General features: G+C 63.4%; 19 protein-coding genes and 1 tRNA gene. 13 read left to right on the plus strand and 7 right to left on the minus strand.

Annotated features, from left to right (window positions below; all coding sequences use genetic code 11):
* Nucleotides 1–222: 222 nt before the first annotated feature.
* Complete coding sequence (locus tag MNBBLIKP_RS10950) at nucleotides 223–1,176, plus strand: right-handed parallel beta-helix repeat-containing protein (protein ID WP_088310340.1); 954 nt, start codon at nucleotides 223–225, stop codon at nucleotides 1,174–1,176.
* Nucleotides 1,177–1,379: 203 nt separating this feature from the next.
* Here MNBBLIKP_RS10950 and ribA read toward each other — a convergent pair whose 3' ends face one another.
* The 7 genes from ribA to MNBBLIKP_RS10980 all read right to left on the minus strand — a co-directional run bounded on the left by ribA (nucleotide 1,380) and on the right by MNBBLIKP_RS10980 (nucleotide 7,506).
* Nucleotides 1,380–2,435 (minus strand): GTP cyclohydrolase II, encoded by a 1,056-nt coding sequence (ribA, locus tag MNBBLIKP_RS10955; RefSeq protein ID WP_088310298.1) that lies wholly within the window; start codon nucleotides 2,433–2,435, stop codon nucleotides 1,380–1,382.
* A complete protein-coding gene (locus MNBBLIKP_RS10960) occupies nucleotides 2,432–3,217 on the minus strand; it encodes an exodeoxyribonuclease III (RefSeq protein WP_088310299.1) in 786 nt (261 codons plus the stop codon). The genes ribA and MNBBLIKP_RS10960 overlap by 4 nt, the downstream gene beginning before the upstream one ends.
* A 508-nt stretch (nucleotides 3,218–3,725) precedes the next feature.
* The gene (locus tag MNBBLIKP_RS10965) at nucleotides 3,726–4,370 is read right to left on the minus strand and encodes a LolA family protein (RefSeq protein ID WP_254913010.1); all 645 of its coding nucleotides are present in this window, start codon (nucleotides 4,368–4,370) and stop codon (nucleotides 3,726–3,728) included.
* 202 nt (nucleotides 4,371–4,572) lie between these two features.
* Nucleotides 4,573–4,740 (minus strand): 50S ribosomal protein L33, encoded by a 168-nt coding sequence (rpmG, locus tag MNBBLIKP_RS10970; protein WP_058736926.1) that lies wholly within the window; start codon nucleotides 4,738–4,740, stop codon nucleotides 4,573–4,575.
* An 879-nt stretch (nucleotides 4,741–5,619) separates the two neighbouring features.
* On the minus strand, nucleotides 5,620–6,285 hold the full coding sequence (locus MNBBLIKP_RS10975) for a transposase (RefSeq protein WP_088310301.1): 666 nt from the start codon (nucleotides 6,283–6,285) through the stop codon (nucleotides 5,620–5,622).
* A 374-nt stretch (nucleotides 6,286–6,659) separates the two neighbouring features.
* Nucleotides 6,660–7,118 carry a hypothetical protein gene (locus MNBBLIKP_RS17780; RefSeq protein WP_140420591.1) on the minus strand — a complete coding sequence of 153 codons (459 nt, stop codon included), beginning with the start codon at nucleotides 7,116–7,118 and terminating at the stop codon, nucleotides 6,660–6,662.
* 313 nt (nucleotides 7,119–7,431) lie between these two features.
* Nucleotides 7,432–7,506: transfer RNA gene (locus MNBBLIKP_RS10980), tRNA-Thr, on the minus strand.
* 122 nt (nucleotides 7,507–7,628) lie between these two features.
* Here MNBBLIKP_RS10980 and MNBBLIKP_RS18065 point away from each other — a divergent pair.
* The 12 genes from MNBBLIKP_RS18065 to pstC all read left to right on the plus strand — a co-directional run bounded on the left by MNBBLIKP_RS18065 (nucleotide 7,629) and on the right by pstC (nucleotide 17,703).
* Nucleotides 7,629–7,772: a hypothetical protein gene (locus MNBBLIKP_RS18065; protein ID WP_176399742.1), complete on the plus strand. Its 144-nt coding sequence runs from the start codon at nucleotides 7,629–7,631 to the stop codon at nucleotides 7,770–7,772.
* A gap of 34 nt (nucleotides 7,773–7,806) precedes the next feature.
* Complete coding sequence (gene gpmA, locus MNBBLIKP_RS10985; RefSeq protein WP_088310302.1) at nucleotides 7,807–8,493, plus strand: 2,3-diphosphoglycerate-dependent phosphoglycerate mutase; 687 nt, start codon at nucleotides 7,807–7,809, stop codon at nucleotides 8,491–8,493.
* A 2-nt stretch (nucleotides 8,494–8,495) separates the two neighbouring features.
* Nucleotides 8,496–8,987 (plus strand): 5-(carboxyamino)imidazole ribonucleotide mutase, encoded by a 492-nt coding sequence (gene purE / locus MNBBLIKP_RS10990; RefSeq protein ID WP_088310303.1) that lies wholly within the window; start codon nucleotides 8,496–8,498, stop codon nucleotides 8,985–8,987.
* Nucleotides 8,988–8,992: 5 nt separating this feature from the next.
* The gene (locus MNBBLIKP_RS10995; RefSeq protein ID WP_088310304.1) at nucleotides 8,993–10,048 is read left to right on the plus strand and encodes a 5-(carboxyamino)imidazole ribonucleotide synthase; all 1,056 of its coding nucleotides are present in this window, start codon (nucleotides 8,993–8,995) and stop codon (nucleotides 10,046–10,048) included.
* Complete coding sequence (locus tag MNBBLIKP_RS11000) at nucleotides 10,045–10,536, plus strand: dihydrofolate reductase (RefSeq protein WP_088310305.1); 492 nt, start codon at nucleotides 10,045–10,047, stop codon at nucleotides 10,534–10,536. Before MNBBLIKP_RS10995 ends, MNBBLIKP_RS11000 begins: the two co-directional genes overlap by 4 nt.
* 17 nt (nucleotides 10,537–10,553) lie before the next feature.
* Nucleotides 10,554–11,765 (plus strand): dipeptidase, encoded by a 1,212-nt coding sequence (locus MNBBLIKP_RS11005; protein WP_088310306.1) that lies wholly within the window; start codon nucleotides 10,554–10,556, stop codon nucleotides 11,763–11,765.
* The gene (locus MNBBLIKP_RS11010) at nucleotides 11,765–12,688 is read left to right on the plus strand and encodes a bifunctional riboflavin kinase/FAD synthetase (protein ID WP_176399746.1); all 924 of its coding nucleotides are present in this window, start codon (nucleotides 11,765–11,767) and stop codon (nucleotides 12,686–12,688) included. The genes MNBBLIKP_RS11005 and MNBBLIKP_RS11010 overlap by 1 nt, the downstream gene beginning before the upstream one ends.
* Entirely contained in the window at nucleotides 12,685–13,734 is a 1,050-nt protein-coding gene (locus MNBBLIKP_RS11015; RefSeq protein WP_088310308.1) for a glycerophosphodiester phosphodiesterase family protein, read from the plus strand. The genes MNBBLIKP_RS11010 and MNBBLIKP_RS11015 overlap by 4 nt, the downstream gene beginning before the upstream one ends.
* Nucleotides 13,735–13,806: 72 nt before the next feature.
* Nucleotides 13,807–14,121 (plus strand): PilZ domain-containing protein, encoded by a 315-nt coding sequence (locus MNBBLIKP_RS11020; RefSeq protein WP_088310309.1) that lies wholly within the window; start codon nucleotides 13,807–13,809, stop codon nucleotides 14,119–14,121.
* Between the two features lie 57 nt (nucleotides 14,122–14,178).
* Nucleotides 14,179–15,165 carry a sensor histidine kinase gene (locus MNBBLIKP_RS11025; protein WP_088310310.1) on the plus strand — a complete coding sequence of 329 codons (987 nt, stop codon included), beginning with the start codon at nucleotides 14,179–14,181 and terminating at the stop codon, nucleotides 15,163–15,165.
* 107 nt (nucleotides 15,166–15,272) lie between these two features.
* Nucleotides 15,273–16,319: a substrate-binding domain-containing protein gene (locus tag MNBBLIKP_RS11030; RefSeq protein WP_088310341.1), complete on the plus strand. Its 1,047-nt coding sequence runs from the start codon at nucleotides 15,273–15,275 to the stop codon at nucleotides 16,317–16,319.
* 10 nt (nucleotides 16,320–16,329) lie between these two features.
* The gene (gene pstC, locus MNBBLIKP_RS11035) at nucleotides 16,330–17,703 is read left to right on the plus strand and encodes a phosphate ABC transporter permease subunit PstC (RefSeq protein WP_088310311.1); all 1,374 of its coding nucleotides are present in this window, start codon (nucleotides 16,330–16,332) and stop codon (nucleotides 17,701–17,703) included.
* The last annotated feature ends 17 nt before the right edge of the window (nucleotides 17,704–17,720 follow it).

Raw genomic sequence — 17,720 nt, forward strand, 5'->3', positions numbered from 1 at the left:
AGCTGGACCCCGGGTCAAGCCCGGGGTGACGGGTGGGGAGGGAAGCGCGTCCCCTTCCCCCAACATGCCCGCCATACCCGGCACCGTCCGCCAGAGCCGAAACCAGACCCTTCCAGGAACGGCCGGGCCGCGCGCTTAACCCTTGCGCCGCCTGCTGTCCCCGCGCGGGACGGGGGTAAATGGCTTGTCCACTCGTTAACCGCGCGGTGCTAAATGCGCGCGATGCAAAGCTTTAAACGCCTTCCGATCGTTGCCACCGCGCTTGCCGTGCTGGCGCTGTCTTCCTCCATGGCCGAAGCCCAGCAGGGTGCGCCGTTTGTCGTGGTTGAGACCGGGCAGCAATTTGCGCGGTTGCAGGATGCGGTCAATGCGATCGGGGACGGCGCGGGGACGGTGCGGATTGCGCCGGGGCGCTATGGCGATTGTTCGGTGCAGGGCGCGGGCGATATCGCCTATGTCGCGGCCACGCCGGGGCAGGCGGTGTTCGACGGCGGAACCTGCGAAGGCAAGGGCACTTTGGTGCTGCGCGGACGCTCTGCGCGGGTCGAAGGGCTGGTGTTCACCAATATCAAGGTGCCCGATTTCAACGGCGCGGGGATCCGGCTGGAACATGGCAATCTGGCGGTCAGCCAGTCATGGTTCCGTGACAGCCAGCAGGGCGTGCTGGCGGGTGAGGATACCAGCGCGACGATCACCATCGACAAGAGCACGTTCACGCGGCTGGGTACTTGCGAAGGCCCCGGCGGCTGCGCCCATTCGATCTATATCGGCAATTACGGCGCGCTGACCGTGACCCGCAGCCGGTTTGAAGCCGGGCGCGGCGGGCACTATGTCAAAAGCCGCGCGGCCCAGGTGGGCGTGATCAACAACAGCTTCGATGACACCGCCGGGCGCGCGACCAATTACATGATCGACCTGCCCGGCGGCGCATCGGGCCAGATCACGGACAACTGGTTCGTGCAGGGGCAGAACAAGGAAAACTACTCCGCCTTCATCGCGGTTGCCGCTGAAGGGGCGCAGCGCAGCTCGGCCGGGCTGTCGGTCGCCAGCAACGACGCCCGGTTTGCGCCGGGGGTCAGCCGCGAAAGCACTTTCGTGGGCGTGTGGGGCGGCGACACGGTCCAGATCGGCACGAACAAGCTGGCGGCGGGGCTGAAACGCAGCGACCGCAGGTAGGTTGAAGCATTTTCCTACACGGGGCGAACCTGTCATGCTGCGGGCCGCTCTTTGACAGTGTTGGATTCGCAGCGTCACGCTGAGACGCAGGCCCCCTCGCGAAACATTTCGCGAAAAGCTTTCGCGCGCAGGTGTTTCATCAACTAACTGCGCGCAAGTGATTGAAATTGCATAATCGGCCGGTTTTTTACCGGCGCCAAAAACTACAGCAAATGCCCCGTCCGGTCGCGTTTGGTATCCAGATAGCGCGCATTGTGCGGGTTGGGCGGCAACTGGTGCGGGACCCGCTCGGCCACCTCCACCCCGGTCGCTTGCAGGGCTGAAACCTTGGCCGGGTTGTTGGTCATCAGCCGGATCGCCTTGACTCCCAACAGCGCCAGCATCCGCGCCGCCACCGGGAAATCACGCGCCTCGGTGGGCAGGCCCAGCCGGTTGTTGGCATCGACCGTGTCAAAGCCCTGATCCTGCAGGCGGTAGGCCCGCAGCTTGTTGATCAGCCCGATCCCGCGCCCTTCCTGGCGCAGATACAGCAGCACGCCCCAGCCGCCGCTTGCCGCCTCATCCGCCATGGCGCGCAAGGCGGCATCGAGCTGCGGCCCGCAGTCGCATTTGAGACTGCCGAGGATGTCGCCGGTGAGGCATTCGGAATGGAGCCGGACCAGCGGGGCGCGATCGGAATTGTGCTGGCCGATCACCAGGGCGACATGTTCGCGCAGGTCATCGGCGGAACGGAAGGCAACGATCTCTGCCTCCTCCGCCGCCGCCACCGGCAGGCGGGCGCGGGTGGCGATGGTGAGCTGGACGGTGTCTTTCCAGGCGGAAAGGTCAGCGGTGGAAAGGTCGGTTGGTTCGCCCGCCGGATCGGGATCGACCAGAAAGGCCGGCAGGATCCCCGCCAGCCGCGCCAGTTCCATCGCCGCCGCGGCTGCCTCGCGCCAGTCAAGCGGTTCGGCCAGAAACGGGCCTTTCATGGGGTGGGCCAGATCCAGCGCCGGATCGGCCAACGCCCGGGCGAGCGGGAGGTCGAAGCGCTCTGCCCCCCGGATCAGCACCGGGGCTTCGGGCACGGCGGCCTCGCGCTGGTTGGCCAGTTTCAGCGTCACTGCACGGGCGGCAGAGATCAGCATGGTGCGGCTTGTGGCGCCGGGGGCAAAGCCGGTTTCGGCGGGGAGCAAAGTCAGCGCCCCGTCCAGCCGGATCGGCCAGCCATGGCGCAGCGCATCGATGGCGAGGGCCACCCGGCGCTGCGGGCTGGTCACAGCGCGAACTCCGTGATCAGCGGCACGTGGTCAGAGCATTGCTCCCACTGGCGGGTTTCCTCAACGATCCGGTGGCCCGCCGATTGCGCCGCCAGTTCGGGCGAGGCCCACATGTGGTCAAGCCGCCGCCCGCGGTCCTTGCCCTGCCAATAGGTGCGGTAGGACCACCAGGTCCAGTTGCGCTGCGGCGCGGGGATATGCTTGCGGCCCAGATCAACCCAGCCATGCGCATCGGTCAGGCGCTGCAGGGTTTCAACCTCCAGCGGGGTGTGGCTGACCACTTTCAGCAGCGCCTTGTGATCGTAAACATCGCAGTCCAGCGGCGCGATATTGAAATCGCCCAGCAGCAGGGTCGGCCGGTCAAGCTGCCCAGCCCACTCGGTCATCCGCCCCAGAAAATCGAGCTTCTGGCCGAACTTGGGATTGGCCTCGCGGTCCGGAATATCACCCCCGGCGGGGATATAGACATTCTCGATCACCAATCCGGAATCGAGCAGCTCCACCCCGACATGCCGGGCCTCACCATTGGCTTGCCAGTCATGCCGGCTGAACTCGCGCAAAGGCAGGCGGCTGACCGTGGCGACGCCGTGATAGCCCTTTTGCCCGTGCACCGCGCGGTGGGTGTAACCCAGGTCCTCGAACGCCTGATGCGGGAACAGTTCCTCGACCGTCTTGATTTCCTGCAGGCACAGCACATCGGGCGCCTGCTCGGTCAGAAAGCGGGCGACCTGATCCATCCGCAGACGGACCGAATTGATGTTCCAGGTGGCAACAGAAAGCATGGCCCCGGCTTTAGGTGCGAAGCGCGGGGGCGGCAAGGGTGCGAAGCAAGGGCGGCGCAAACCGCCCCAACCCCCTCCCATAAGGGGGAGAGGGGCTATCTGGCGAAATCTGCGGCTGGGGTATTGGCTCTGATTTGCTTCAGGCCGGAGCGAGCATGGCGGACTTCGAGAACCGGCGCGCAGCGGCCTTATTGGCCGTGAGCACTGGAAGCGCAGAGCGCCTGCGTTCGCAGCCCCGCCGGGGCCAATCCACACCCGCCCAAAGGAAAACCCTCGGTCCGGGGGCAGTGGACCGAGGGTTCCTTTGTGCGTTCGTCACGCTTTGACGGTGCGTCCAATCAGGAGGCTTGGGCAACAGGGGGGAAACCCGCCTCAGGCCGCGCCGTCGAGGACCTTTCTAGGGCCAATTGGCTTGCTCGCCCATGAACAATCGTGACGGCCTTGTCGCAATTTGTCGCACCCACGGCACAGGCGACGACGAGCCGACGATCCTGATCGACGAACGGGTTCAGCGCCGTCCCGACTGGCGCGGATCGTTGAAGCGGAACGTGTTGTCGCCCACCGCAACCCCGTACTGCTGATTCGTCAGGTCGATCACGGTCCGGTTGTTCTGCGAATCGACGCTGGCCCAGCTCGACAGCTCCAGCCCGCCCGGCGCACCAGGCTTGCGGATGAAGAACAGGGTGATCGCGCCATATTCAGGATGGGCCTTGTCGACCACCGCGATGCTGACCACGCCCGGCCGCGCGCTGGGCAACAGTTTGCCATATTTGGCGACATCGCGGGTCGGATCCAGCAGCGCCCCCAGCGGGCTGTTGCGAATCGGCCAGCGCTGAACCTGGCGTACCGAGTAATCGACAAAGGTCAGCGCGCTGCCATCCGAAACGATCAGGATCGGCACGCCCTTTTCATACTGGAACCGGATCTTGCCCGGACGCTTCAGCGTCAGCACGCCGCGCACCCGCTGGCCCTTGATGTCGGTCTGGACGAAATCGGCGCGCAACGTCGAAATGGCGCGGAGCGCGGCGACAGCACCGGCCAGATCGGAACCGGCCTGCGCCGCGGCAGGTGCGGCAGCGCCAAGCGCGAGCGGGGCAGAAACGACAAGCGCCGCCGAAATGGCGACACTTGCAAGCGATCGAAGGGATTTCATCGGGTTCATGGCAACGCTGCTAACGGCAGGGCCTTGAACTCGCAATGAACTCGTCATCTTGCCCGTCGGCAAAAGCAACACCGGCCCACTCCCCCGGCCCGACCACCCATCGATGGTACCCTGTGGGTGGTCGGGCCGGGGGAGTGGGCCGGTGTTGTCAGCCAATCGCGGATGCGGTTGGCGCACCAGGCAAGGCAGAACCTTACTTGATCTTGGCTTCCTTGAACTCGACATGCTTGCGCACGACGGGATCGTACTTCTTGAAGCTCATCTTCTCGGTCGTGTTGCGCGGGTTCTTCTTGGTGACATAGAAGAAGCCGGTGTCTGCAGTCGACACGAGGCGGATCTTGACGGTTGCGGGCTTCGCCATGGCTTAAGGTCCTGAACTCTCGATTCGGGCCACAAAGCCCATGAAACTGTACTGTAAAGCAATGGGGCGACACGCAAGCGCCGCCCCGGAAGGCCGCGCCAATGCGTCAGATGTGCCGCAAAGTCAAGGCTTGTAGGGGGAATGCCCGGTCAGACCTGAACTCGGCGTCCATACCGCCCCCGGCAAAGTCAGATCAGTTGCCGCCCAGCGAGGTTGCATCGACAATCCCAGTCAGGCCTCGCAACAACGATTCGTCGGAGGCCGGGGCGAGAGTGACAGCTCTGGGGCGTGTAGGAAAGGTCGTTGCGGACGCGATGGAGTTTGGGGGTTTACGGACGTGTCACCGTAATGAGTCACCGTAATGAGTAATAAGTTTATGCTTAGGCATTTCGCTTATTCCACCATTGATTGGACGTGAGCTCGTTCACTGCATCTGGATCACCCATGGTGGCTGCAATTCGCAACCATCGTAAATATCCTCGTCTCCGCCCCAGACCTGCGTAATGCATAGCCAAATTCCAAGCGCAACTACTGTCCCCACCCTGGACGCCTCGCCGATACCAATAGACGGCCCGATCAGGCGCGGCATGCTCGATCACATCATCAAAAATTGTGCCAAGCTTTGAGCGTGCGTCGTTGGAACCGAGTCGAGAGGCGTGCTTAAATAGTCGAATGGCCCCCACCAAATCTCCCGATTCCTCGGTGTTAAACGCGTCTCGGAGAATCTTATTCACACGTTCGTTGCCCATGGCACTATCCTACTAGTCATCCTTCTTCTTACCTCTGGGAACCCGTTCCGGCTCAGGTGGCTTCGGGGCACCTTGCGGGGGCAATGGAATCTTCTTCCCAGTGGAATTACGGTGACACGTCCGTAAACCCCTAATTACCCTTGGGCATTGGCCCACGTTTGCCTGGCAGCAGAGGTTTGCCGCTTTGCTTTGCCATGGCTTCAAGCCACTCGGGCGTGCCGATCGGGCGGCCCAGTCCTTCTGCCTTGCGCAGAGCGGCATAGGTGAAAGCTTCATCGAAGTCCTCGCTGAGGAAGGCGTGAAAATCGCCAGTGCGCTGCAACGCCGGGGCGACTGTTACCACGTGATCGTTCCGCCCCGCAATCAGCGCGCGGGTGCTGGACCAGGGCCAGTCCTCGGCGCGCTCCACCAACCGGGCCCGCACCGGATTCAAGGCGACATAGCGCAGCGCCGCAACCAGATGCGCCTCGTCCATCGCCACCGAGCTGAACCGGCCCTGCCAGAGATGCCCGGTAACCCGCATCCGCGTGTTGACATATCCGGTATAGTGGCGGTGAACATCGCGAAAAGTGCGCCCAAGCGCATCCTCGTCGCGCGGCACCGCGACAATGTGAACGTGGTTGGGCATCAGGCAATAGGACCACACCTCCACCCCATGCCGACCTGCTGCCCCGGCCAGCAGATCGAGGTAAAGCGCATAGTCGCCATCTTCAAAGAAGGTCCGCTCGCGCCGATTGCCGCGCTGCGTCACGTGATGCGCAACGCCGGGCAAGACCATGCGGGGAAGGCGGGCCATGCCACTGCGCTACCCCGCGAGTTGCGGGGAGTCAATTTGGGGGTTTACGGACGTGTCACCGTAATTCGTGTCACCGTAATTCCGCACCGTAATTCACCCACCGTAATTCACCCGTAATTCACACCGTAATTCATTGGTTTTCGATCGATCTGTATCTGCATCATGCCACCCCTTCAGCATCCAGACTTCAGGTAGTTGAGGCGATTACGGTGACAGTGCACTAATTAAACCTCCCGCGCTCAGCTCGCATCCATGCTGCACCGATGGGCGGGGACGAGCAATACCATCCCCCCGTCGCAAAGGCAGTGATTTAGTGCACCGTCACCGTCACCGTAATTAAAGGTGCTGATCCGGGGAACGGGCCTGATTAGGAATCAAGTTTGCAACAGAATTCCATCAACGGTTTCCCATGCTGGTTCATCTTCAGCCTGAAATCCATACAAGAACCCAGATTCAGGTTCTGACAAAATTTCAGATATTAAATACGTATCGTTCTCGAACCTAACTATGCTTTCATTTTTATGGGCTTCAATGTCCACAAGCCTGCTTCCGACCAGCGCTTCAGAAATAATTTTCCTTGCTGCTTCTTGATCACAATTCTCGCTATCAAGCAAGATTTTGCCATGCCGAATCAGCCGCCACACGTCTGATCCAAATTCAAGTGAAACGGGGTATTTTTCCAGCTCGCCTCCTCGAACGGATCGTTCAAAACCTCGCGGGCCAAAGCTAATGTATGCGACCGACCCGTATCTGATTCCTGCCGCACTTATGATGGAGCGATATTTTTCCAAGCGCGGCAAAACTGCCTGATTCAGATTTCCTTGGGACGCCATGTCAGTAAGTCCCGTTTTTTATTGCACGAGCAATTTCACGGATATCTCGATTACGGTGACAATGCACTAATCAAACCCCCCGCGCTCAGCTCGCATCCATGCTGCACCGATGGGCGGGGACGAGCAATAGCATCCCCCCGTTGCAAAGGCAGTGATTTAGTGCACTGTCACCGTAATTATGTCACCGTAATTATGTCACCGTAATTACTAGTAAACTGGCGCCGTAGTTCATTGGCATCAGCGGCGCAGAACTGCTCGAGTCTGGGCAAGGTCATTCGCACGGGGGGAAATTGCCGTCCATACGGCAGTGGAATGGTGCTGCTGGGGAGGATTGAACTCCCGACCTCAGCCTTACCAAGGATGCGCTCTACCACTGAGCTACAGCAGCACACCATTCCAATCGTGCCCCACGCGGCGGACCGAGCGGGCAGGGGCGCGCTATTGGTCTGCGCGCCGCGCTTTGTCAAGCGAGGCTTGAGCTTGGCGGGATATAGCGGCAATGCCTTGACCATGGGTAAAGACGAATCCGCAACGTCCCGCGAAGCACGGCTCGCCGCCAAGCTGCGTGAAAACCTGCGCCGCCGCAAGGAACAGGCGCGCGAAATGGCCGGAAACGACAACGCGGGCCTTCCCAAGCCGCCGCCCAGCCACTAGGGGCCGAAGTTCCTGCAACAGGGGGAGTTCATTCGTGCCGCGCCTGATCCTTGTCCGTCATGGCCAGAGCCAGTGGAACCTGGAAAACCGCTTCACCGGCTGGTGGGATGTTGACCTGACCGAAAAGGGCGTGGGCGAAGCGCGCGCCGCGGGTGAATTGCTGAATGCCAAGGGCATGCTGCCCACCACGGCATTCACCAGCCTGCAAACCCGTGCGATCAAGACGCTGCACTATGCGCTGGAAGCCGCCGGGCGGCTGTGGATCCCCGAAGTCAAGGACTGGCGGCTGAATGAGCGCCACTATGGCGGGCTGACCGGGCTGGACAAGGCCGAGACTGCGGCAAAGCACGGCGACGATCAGGTCAAGATCTGGCGCCGCAGCTTCGACATTCCGCCGCCGGTACTGGAAGATGGCAGCACTTTCGATCTGAAGCAGGATCCGCGCTATGCCGGGATCGCAATTCCCAGCACCGAAAGCTTGAAAGACACCATCGCCCGGGTGCTGCCTTATTATGAAGCCGCGATCGTCCCGCAGTTGCGCGCCGGGGAAACGGTGCTGATCGCCGCCCATGGCAATTCGCTGCGCGCGCTGGTCAAGCACCTTTCCGGCATTTCGGATGACGAAATCACCGGCCTGGAAATCCCCACCGGGCAGCCGATCGTCTATGAACTGGACGACAACCTGAACGCGCTGGAGCGCTATTACCTGTCGGAGCGTTGATCATGCAGGCACCAGTCGCGCCCCCCGTCGCAATCGTCATGGGCAGCCAGTCTGACTGGGCGACGATGAAATGCGCGGCGGACGCGCTGGACAGGCTGGGCGTGGCCTATGACGCGCGGATCGTGTCCGCGCACCGCACTCCGCAGCGACTGGTCGAATTTGCCACCGGCGCAGCCGACGCGGGCTTCAAGGTGATTATCGCCGGGGCTGGCGGCGCGGCGCACCTGCCGGGAATGGTCGCCAGCATGACGCATTTGCCGGTGCTGGGTGTGCCGGTGCAATCGAAAGCGCTGAGCGGTCAGGACAGCCTGCTGTCGATCGTGCAGATGCCCGCTGGAATCCCGGTCGGCACGCTGGCGATCGGGGAAGCCGGGGCAACCAATGCCGGACTGCTGGCGGCGGCAATTCTGGCGACCGGTGATCCGGAGCTGGCCCAGCGCCTGCAAGACTTTCGCGCGGCGCAGAGCGCCAGCGTGGCCGAGAAGCCGAGCTGAGGCCCATGATTCCACCCGGCGAAACCATCGGCATTCTTGGCGGCGGACAGCTGGGCCGAATGCTGGCCATGGCTGCGGCGCAGCTGGGCTATCGCTGCCATGTCTTCGCGCCCGAAGCCGATAGCATCGCGGCCGAGGTCTGCGCGCAATTTACCCACGCGCCCTATACCGATACCGCAGCGCTGGCCGCCTTTGCCGCCGATTGCGCGGTGGTGACCTATGAGTTCGAGAATGTGCCGGTCGCGCCGCTGGCCGCTTTGCAGGGCGTGCCACTCTGGCCCGATGCCCGCGCGCTGGAAGTGGCGCAGGACCGGCTGAACGAGAAACGCTTCGTCACCGAACTGGGCGGCCAGCCCGCGCCGTTCCTCGCGATCGATACCGCCGAAGATCTGGACCGCGCGCTTGATACGATCGGATCGCCCGGGATCCTCAAGACCCGGCGCGAAGGTTATGACGGCAAGGGCCAGTGGCGAATCATGGCCGATCATGAGGCCGAAGGGATCCGGATCGGCGATCAGCCGCTGGTCTATGAAGGCTTCGTCCACTTCAGCGCCGAATTCTCGGTCATCCTGTGCCGGGGCGCGGATGGCACGGTGGTGTTCTGGGACAGCGCGGAGAATGTCCACAAGGGCGGGATTCTTGATACCTCTACCCTGCCGGCCAATCCCAAAGTGCTGGATCAAGTACCTGCCGCGCGCGATCTGGCCCGCCAGGTGGCGCAGCGGCTGGGCTATGTCGGGGTGCTGACGCTGGAATTCTTTGCCACCGATGCAGGCCCGGTGTTCAACGAAATGGCCCCGCGGGTCCACAACAGCGGGCACTGGACCATCGAAGGCGCGCTGACCAGCCAGTTCGAAAACCATATCCGCGCGATCTGCGGTCTGCCGCTGGGGGATACCCGGCTGGCGGCGCAAGGCGTGGAAATGACCAACCTGATCGGCGATGATGCGCATGATTGGCCCGCGATCCTGTCTGACCCGTGCAACCACCTGCACCTGTACGGCAAGGCCGCCGCGCGCCCCGGACGCAAGATGGGCCACGTGACCCGGCTGACGCTGTGAACCATACCGAGCTGTTCCTGGTGGTGGCCGTGGCCGACAACGGCGTGATCGGGGCCGACGGGACGATGCCCTGGCACCTTCCCACCGATCTGCGCCGGTTCAAGGCGCTGACCATGGGCATGCCGATGGTGATGGGCCGCAAGACCTTTGAATCGCTGCCCGGCGTGCTTCCCGGGCGCCGCCACATCGTGCTGACCCGCGATCCCGCCTGGGCCGAGGACGGCGCGGAAGTGGCGCGATCGGCCCAGCAGGCGCTGGCCCTGGCCAATGCGCCGCATGTGGCGATTGTCGGCGGGGCGGAAATCTATCGGTTGTTCCTGCCGCTCGCCCACCGGATCGAATGGACCGAAATCCATGCCGAGCCCGCGGGCGACACCCGCTTTCCGGATTTTGACCGCAGCGAATGGACCGAGAGCTTTCGCGAGCACCATCCTGCGGATGGTCGCGTGCCGGGGTTTGATTTCGTCACCCTGCTGCGTAAGGTCTGACTGGGAGAGGACTAGCGATGCGCAAGAGAGTGTGGATGCCGCTGACCGTGCTGGCCGTGGCTGCGGCCGGATTTTTCGGAGTGGCGCCGGGTTACCTCGAAAGCCAGATGAACCGGGTGGATGGTCAGCCCCTGATCCCGGTCAGTGCCGAAGCCAAGGCGCTGCATCAGACGCTGCAGATCGTTGATCTCCATTCCGATACATTGATGTGGCGGCGCGACATGCTGCAACCGGCCAGCCGGGGGCATGAGGATTTGCCGCGGCTGCAAGCCGGTAACGTCGCGCTGCAATTGTTCTCCAGCGTGACCAAATCGCCGCGCGGCCAGAACTATGATGCCAATGGCGCAGATAGTGACAACATCACTCCGCTCGTGGTCGCCCAGCTGCAGCCGGTGCGGACCTGGGGTTCGCTGCTAAATCGCTCGCTGTTCCACGCGCGGAAGCTCAACCGGGCGGTCACTGTGGCAAAGGGCAAGCTGGCCAAAGTCAGCGATCCGGCCGAGCTCGACGCGCTGCTGGCGGCGCGCAGCAAGCCGGACGGCCCGGTCGGCGCGATGCTGACCATCGAAGGCCTGCAGAACCTTGAGGGCAAGGCGGAGAACCTCGACAAGCTCTATGCCGCCGGTTTTCGCGTGGCCGGCCTGACGCACTTCTTCGATAACGAGCTCGCCGGATCGATGCACGGCCTCAAGAAGGGCGGGCTCACGCCGTTCGGACGGCAGGTGGTAGGCCTGATGGAAGCCAGGGGCATTGTCGTCGACATTGCCCATTGCAGCCACCAGTGCGTCTCCGAAGTGCTGGCCATGGCGCGCCGTCCGGTGCTTTCCAGCCACGGCGGCGTGCAGGCGACCTGCAAGGTCAACCGCAACCTTACCGACGAGGAGATTCGCGGCGTGGCCAAAACCGGCGGTTTGATCGGCGTCGGGTACTGGGACGCGGCGGTTTGCGATACCAGCCCACGTGCGATTGCCCGAGCGATGAAGCACATCAGGGATCTGGTCGGCGTGCAGTACATCGCGCTGGGCAGCGACTATGACGGCGGCACGACCGTGCGGTTCGACACCTCCGGGCTGGTGCAGGTCACCCAGGCGCTGCTCGATGAAAAGTTCACGCCCGATGAAGTGCGCGCGGTGATGGGCGGCAATGCGCTGCGCGTGCTGCGAGCGGGGATCGTGCCGCTTGATCCGAATTCGATTGCTCCAGCTAACAAGACTCCTGCCCCATGGTAATTCCCCGGCTCGACGCGAGCCAGCCCATGCCGGAAAGCTTGCGCGGCGCGGTGATCGCGCTGGGTAATTTCGATGGCTTTCATCTGGGCCACCAGGCCGTGATCGGGCAGGCGATCGACTGGGCACGCAGCGAGGGCCGCCCGGCCATTGTCGCCACCTTCGATCCGCATCCTGTGCGCTTCTTTGTTCCCGATGCCCCGCCGTTCCGGCTGACCACACTGGACCAGCGGCAGGAACTGTTCGAAGCGGCGGGCGCCGATGCCATGCTGGTATTCCACTTCGACGCGGTGCTCGCGGCGACCACGGCTGAGCAATTCGTGGCCGATCTGCTGGTCAGGCGGCTCGGCGCGGCCGGGGTGGTGACCGGCGAGGATTTCACTTTCGGCCAGGCACGCGGCGGCAACGTGAAGGTACTGGCCGAATTGGGCGCACCGCTGGGGCTGCGCAGCAAGGCAATCGGCCCGGTCGGAGATGGCGGAGAGGTCGTGTCCTCCAGCCGCATCCGCGCGGCCTTGCAGGCCGGGGACTGCGCCCTGGCCACCCACCTGCTGACCCGCCCGTTCGCGATTCGCGGCACAGTCCAGCATGGTGACAAAGTGGGCCGCACGATCGGCTTTCCCACCGCCAACCTCGCGCTCGGCAACTATTTGCGGCCGCGCTACGGGATCTATGCTGTCACCGGCACGTTGCCCGGCGGGCGGGTGCTGCATGGCGCTGCCAATCTGGGGATCCGCCCCAGCTTCGATCCGCCCAAGGAACTGCTGGAGCCCCATTTCTTTGACTTTGCGGGCGACCTTTACGGACAGGAGATCGAAGTGGCGTTCCACCATTACCTGCGCGGCGAGGCAAAGTTTGACAGTCTTGAGGCGTTGACCGCGCAGATGGATGCCGATTGTGCCCGCGCGCGGGAACTGCTGGCATGAAGCGCTGGGCCTACCGCATCGGGCTGGCGCTGGCCGTGCTGTTCCTGCTGCTGACGGTGATCAACGCCAGCTGGCTGGCCCCGGCCCCGCGCGGTGCCGTCAAGCTCATCGCCCATCGCGGCGCCCACCAGCTGTATGACCATCACGGGCTGGAACGCGATACCTGCACCGCGACGCGGATCGAAGTGCCGGTGCATGACTTTCAGGAAAACACCGTGGCGGGCCTGTTGCAGGCGCAGCGGCTGGGCGCGCAGATGATCGAAGTTGACATTGCCCCCACCGCTGACGGCCAGATCGCCCTGTTTCATGACTGGACGCTCGATTGCCGCACCGATGGCCAAGGTCCGGTCCGCGCAGCGACGATGGCGCAGCTCAAGGCGCTCGACGCGACCTATGGCTATAGTGCCGATGGCGGCAAGACTTTCCCGTTCCGCGGGCAGGGCAAAGGCCTGATCCCGACCCTGGCCGAGGCCGTCGCGGCGCTGCCGGAACGGCCCCTGATCTACAACTTCAAGTCAAAGGATGCGGGTGAGGCTGACTTGCTGGCCAAAGCGCTGAAGGCCGCCGGGCGCGACCCGGAAAAAGTTGGCGATGCCTTTTACGGTGCAGCCGGGCCGGTCGCGCGGATCCGCCAGCTTTACCCGGCGGCCTGGTCCTTTTCCAAGGAAAGCGCGACCGCCTGCACCATCGACTATCTCAAGACCGGATGGTTCACCGTAGTCCCGGAAAGCTGCCGAAACGGTACGATTATCGTGCCGCAGAATTACCAGTGGGCCTTTGCCGGCTGGCCCAACCGATTGATCCAGCGGATGGAAGGGGTTGGCGCGCGGGTGATCGTGGTGGCCCCGCATGGCAAGGACCGCGACCAGGGGCTGACCCTGCCTGAACAGCTGGGCGATGTGCCCGACAGTTTCCGGGGCTATATCTGGGTCGAAGACATCCACACCATCGGTCCGGCGCTGCGTCCGGCCTACAACAAGCGCAACCCGCGCGAAGAGGCAGAGCTGGCCCGCCAGCTTGCCGCGCGGCGCAAGGCGCAGGAATAACACCGGATAAGTTGCCTCCACGGACCCCGCGTTAACTCTTGGTATAACGGTTTTGCATTATCAACCCGGCCCATGCAGCCGCGTCAGGAAATCCGGTCACCGATCCGTTGGCAAGTGCAGATCCGCGCCGAAAGCGGGCTGCGCAGCTTTGGCTATCTGGTTGATCTGTCGGCCGGAGGCTGCTGCATCGAGGCTGCGGAAAAGGCCCCGCGGATTGGATCCAAGGTGATCCTGCGGCCAGAGGGACTCGATGGCCTGACTGCCAAAGTGCAGTGGGCCAGCGGACGGCAATTTGGCGCGGCGTTTGATCGGCCGATCTATGGCCCGGTGCTGGAACACTTTGTCCGCAAGCATGCCACGCTGGCGCCCTTGATTACACTGGCCTGATAGCTTGACCTGATCGCGCTTGCGCCTACCGGTCCCGGCAAGATAGGACTGCCGGGCATGACCTCTGCCGATCCCAGCCTGCTCGAACATTTTGACAGCCCCGCACTGGTGGTTCGCAGCGGCGCTGTCGCATTTGCCAATCTCGCCGCGCGAGAGCTGCTGGGCGGGCATGTGGTTGGCCAGGATCCCCGCATCGCGATCCGCGATCCGCAAGTGGTGGCGCTGATCACTGCTCCTGCGGGCGGCACTGCGATTGTCGAAGGGCTGTCGGTGCGGGGCAGCCGCTGGAAGGTCGCCTGCCACGTGCTGGATGGCGGAGCGCGGCTCGTGGTTCTGGAAGATCTCTCGGTGCGCGTCAGCGTGGCCCGCGCCCATGCTGATTTCGTCGCCAATGCCAGCCACGAGCTGCGCACACCGCTTGCCGCGATCCTGGGCTATGTCGAAACGCTGGAAGATCCCAAGGCCGGGGATGATCCGGCCACGCGCAGCCGGTTCCTGGGGATCATCCGGCAGGAAGCCCGGCGCATGCTGGCCGTGATCGAGGATCTGATGTCCTTGAGCCGGATCGAAGCCGTGAAGCATGATGCGCCGACCGAGCCCGTGGATATGGTGGCACTGGCCCGCGAAGCGGCGAGCGAAGTGGCCAGCCGCGCTGTGGTGACCATCAGCGCCAACTGCGAAAGCGCCCCGGTTGCCGGGGATCGCGGCCAGCTGGCGCAGGTGCTGCGCAACCTGATCGACAATGCGATCAAGTATGGCGCGCCGGGCGGCGAAGTGAGTGTCACGCTGGAAGCGACTGCGGCCGGCAGACTGGCGCTGAATGTCCACGATGATGGCCCCGGAATCGCGCCTGAGCACCTGCCGCGCCTGACAGAGCGGTTTTATCGCGCCGATACCAGCCATAGCCGCGCGACTGGCGGAACGGGGCTGGGCCTGGCGATCGTCAAGCATATAGCCGAGCGCCACCGCGGCCGTTTCGACATCACCAGCCAGCAGGGCGAAGGCACCACGGCTTCACTGATTCTGCCGCTTTTGCCGGGCTGAACCCTTCAGCCAGGGCCATGACCGAACTGTGACAGATGAATGTCATGAAACTGCAACACACGGCTCTCAAAGGCGGGATACAGGATTACCGTCAGGAGCGATTCGCGATGTTGAAGAAGACCATTTTCCCCGCCGTTGCAGTCGTTTCGGCAACCATGCTGCTGGCCGCGTGCGGTTCGGGCGGTTCTTCGGGTTCGCGCGATTTCGTGCGCGCGGTGGGTTCGTCCACGGTCTATCCCTTTGCCACCGCCGTGGCTGAAGCGGTCGCCAAGTCGGCCGGAATCAAGAGCCCGGTGGTCGAATCGACCGGCACGGGTGCGGGCATGAAGCTGTTCTGCGCCGGGCTGGGCGCGCAGCATCCCGATATCGAAAATGCCTCGCGCCGCATGAAGAAGAGCGAGTATGAGGAATGCGCCAAGAACGGCGTCAAGGACATCATCGAAATCCAGGTCGGGCTTGACGGGATCGCCTTTGCCGAAGGCGCCAATGGCCCTGGCATGAAGCTGACCCCGGAAGACGTTTACAAGGCGCTGGCCGCCAATCCCTATGGCAAGCCCAACACCGCCAAGAACTGGTCCGATGTGAACCCCGCGCTGCCAGCCGCACCGATCATGGTCTATGGTCCGCCGAGCACGTCGGGCACCCGCGATGCGCTGGCCGAACTGATCCTGACCAAGGGCTGCGAAAGCGACCCGGCGATGAAGGCGCTGAAGGAAAAGGACAAGGACGCCGCCAAGAAGATCTGCACCGATGTGCGCAGCGACGGCGCCTATGTTGATGCGGGCGAAAATGACAACCTGATCGTCCAGAAGCTGGCGGACAATCCCAAGGCAGTCGGCGTGTTCGGCTATTCCTATCTTGAGGAAAACACCACCAAGCTGAAGGGCATCCCGATGAACGGCGTGATGCCCACCTATGAGTCGATCGTCGACTTCAGCTATCCCGGCGCTCGCCCGCTGTACATTTATGTCAAGCACGGGCACCTTGGCGCGATCAAGGGTCTGAAGGAATATGTCGCCGAATGGGCCAAGTCGTGGGGGCCTGACGGCACGCTTAAGGCCAAGGGCATGGTGATCGCTTCCGACGACGTCCGCGCCAAGAGCGCCGATATTGCCGCGAAGATGACGCTGATGGATCCTGCAGCGCTGAAGTAAGGCCGCACTTGTGATATCCCAGATCCTGCTTCTGGTAGTACTTGGCCTGGGTGCGGTCGGCTGGTTTGTCGGCCGCGCCCGGGCCAAGGGCCTGTTTACCGGCCGCCACTCCCTGGCGGCGGTGCCCAGCTATCATGGCTGGCACCTGGCGCTGTGGGCGCTGATCCCGGCTCTGCTGGTCTGGGCCGTGTGGAGCGGGATCGCACCGGGGCTGGTGCGTGAAGCCGTGCTGGCCGATCCGGCAGCGGCCAGCCTGCCCGCTTTCGACATGGAACGCGACGCGATTCTGGCCGAGGCTCAGGCTTTGGCCAGCGATCCTGGCGCTGCCGTGTTCAATGCCAAGGCTGCGCCGCTGGCCAGCGTGTTTCAGGCTGCGCAAACCAGGATCTGGTTGGCCGGCGCGGCGCTGACTCTGCTGACGTTGTTTGCGGGAGCGGCCTGGGGTTACAGCCGCGTGTCAGCCGCCTTCCCCGCGCGCACCAGAGTTGAACGCGCGGCACTGATCGGCCTGCTGGTGGCTTCTTTGGTGGCGATCCTGACCACCGCCGGGATCGTCGCCTCGCTACTTTATGAAACCGGGCTGTTCTTTAGTTACGTTTCCCCGATCGACTTCCTGACCGGCACCCATTGGGCGCCGCGGGTTGGGGTCGATGCCGAACTCGGCAAGGATTTCGGCGCAGTACCGCTGTTCTGGGGCACGCTGTACATCGGCGCGGTAATCGCCATGCTCGTGGCCATCCCGCTGGGATTGATGAGTGCGGTGTTCCTGACCCAGTATGCCAGCCCGACCCTGCGCAAATGGCTCAAGCCGATGCTGGAGATTCTCGCAGGGATACCGACCGTGGTCTATGGTTATTTCGCTGCACTGACCGTTGCTCCGCAAGTGCGCGATTTCGCTGCCTGGATGGGCATGGCCAACCCCTCGACCGAAAGCGCGCTCGCGGCTGGCATGGTCATGGGGGTGATGATCATCCCCTTTGTCTCGTCAATGGCGGATGATTCCATTGCCGCGGTGCCGCAGGCAATGCGCGATGGCAGTCTGGCGATGGGCGCGACCAAATCCGAAACGATCAAGCGAGTGCTGCTGCCTGCTGCCCTGCCCGGGATCGTCGCGGGCGTGATGCTCGCGATCAGCCGGGCGATCGGGGAAACCATGATCGTGGTTATGGCTGCGGGCGCCGCCGCGCGGCTATCCGCCAATCCGTTCGACAGCATGACCACGGTCACTTTCCAGATCGTGCAGCTGCTGACCGGCGATCAGGAATTTGACAGCGCCAAGACCTTGTCCGCCTTTGCCCTGGGGCTGGTGCTGTTCATGGTGACCCTGGCGCTCAACGTGGTCGCGCTGCGCGTGGTCAAGCGATACCGGGAAGCTTATGAATAGTCTGTGGCAAGAAGATC

Source organism: Novosphingobium sp. B 225, assembly GCF_002198665.1.
Classification (GTDB): domain Bacteria; phylum Pseudomonadota; class Alphaproteobacteria; order Sphingomonadales; family Sphingomonadaceae; genus Novosphingobium.

Excerpts from the sequence above, each read along its gene's own strand:
- MNBBLIKP_RS17780 (WP_140420591.1), bottom strand. The coding sequence starts at position 7,118 with ATGGCGTCCCAAGGAAATCTGAATCAGGCAGTTTTGCCGCGCTTGGAA.
- purE (WP_088310303.1), top strand. The coding sequence starts at position 8,496 with ATGCAGGCACCAGTCGCGCCCCCCGTCGCAATCGTCATGGGCAGCCAG.
- MNBBLIKP_RS10950 (WP_088310340.1), top strand. The coding sequence starts at position 223 with ATGCAAAGCTTTAAACGCCTTCCGATCGTTGCCACCGCGCTTGCCGTG.
- MNBBLIKP_RS11020 (WP_088310309.1), top strand. The coding sequence starts at position 13,807 with ATGCAGCCGCGTCAGGAAATCCGGTCACCGATCCGTTGGCAAGTGCAG.
- MNBBLIKP_RS10975 (WP_088310301.1), bottom strand. The coding sequence starts at position 6,285 with ATGGCCCGCCTTCCCCGCATGGTCTTGCCCGGCGTTGCGCATCACGTG.
- MNBBLIKP_RS10960 (WP_088310299.1), bottom strand. The coding sequence starts at position 3,217 with ATGCTTTCTGTTGCCACCTGGAACATCAATTCGGTCCGTCTGCGGATG.
- MNBBLIKP_RS10995 (WP_088310304.1), top strand. The coding sequence starts at position 8,993 with ATGATTCCACCCGGCGAAACCATCGGCATTCTTGGCGGCGGACAGCTG.
- MNBBLIKP_RS10965 (WP_254913010.1), bottom strand. The coding sequence starts at position 4,370 with ATGAAATCCCTTCGATCGCTTGCAAGTGTCGCCATTTCGGCGGCGCTT.
- MNBBLIKP_RS11005 (WP_088310306.1), top strand. The coding sequence starts at position 10,554 with ATGCGCAAGAGAGTGTGGATGCCGCTGACCGTGCTGGCCGTGGCTGCG.
- MNBBLIKP_RS11030 (WP_088310341.1), top strand. The coding sequence starts at position 15,273 with ATGTTGAAGAAGACCATTTTCCCCGCCGTTGCAGTCGTTTCGGCAACC.
- MNBBLIKP_RS18065 (WP_176399742.1), top strand. The coding sequence starts at position 7,629 with ATGGGTAAAGACGAATCCGCAACGTCCCGCGAAGCACGGCTCGCCGCC.
- MNBBLIKP_RS11025 (WP_088310310.1), top strand. The coding sequence starts at position 14,179 with ATGACCTCTGCCGATCCCAGCCTGCTCGAACATTTTGACAGCCCCGCA.
- rpmG (WP_058736926.1), bottom strand. The coding sequence starts at position 4,740 with ATGGCGAAGCCCGCAACCGTCAAGATCCGCCTCGTGTCGACTGCAGAC.
- MNBBLIKP_RS11015 (WP_088310308.1), top strand. The coding sequence starts at position 12,685 with ATGAAGCGCTGGGCCTACCGCATCGGGCTGGCGCTGGCCGTGCTGTTC.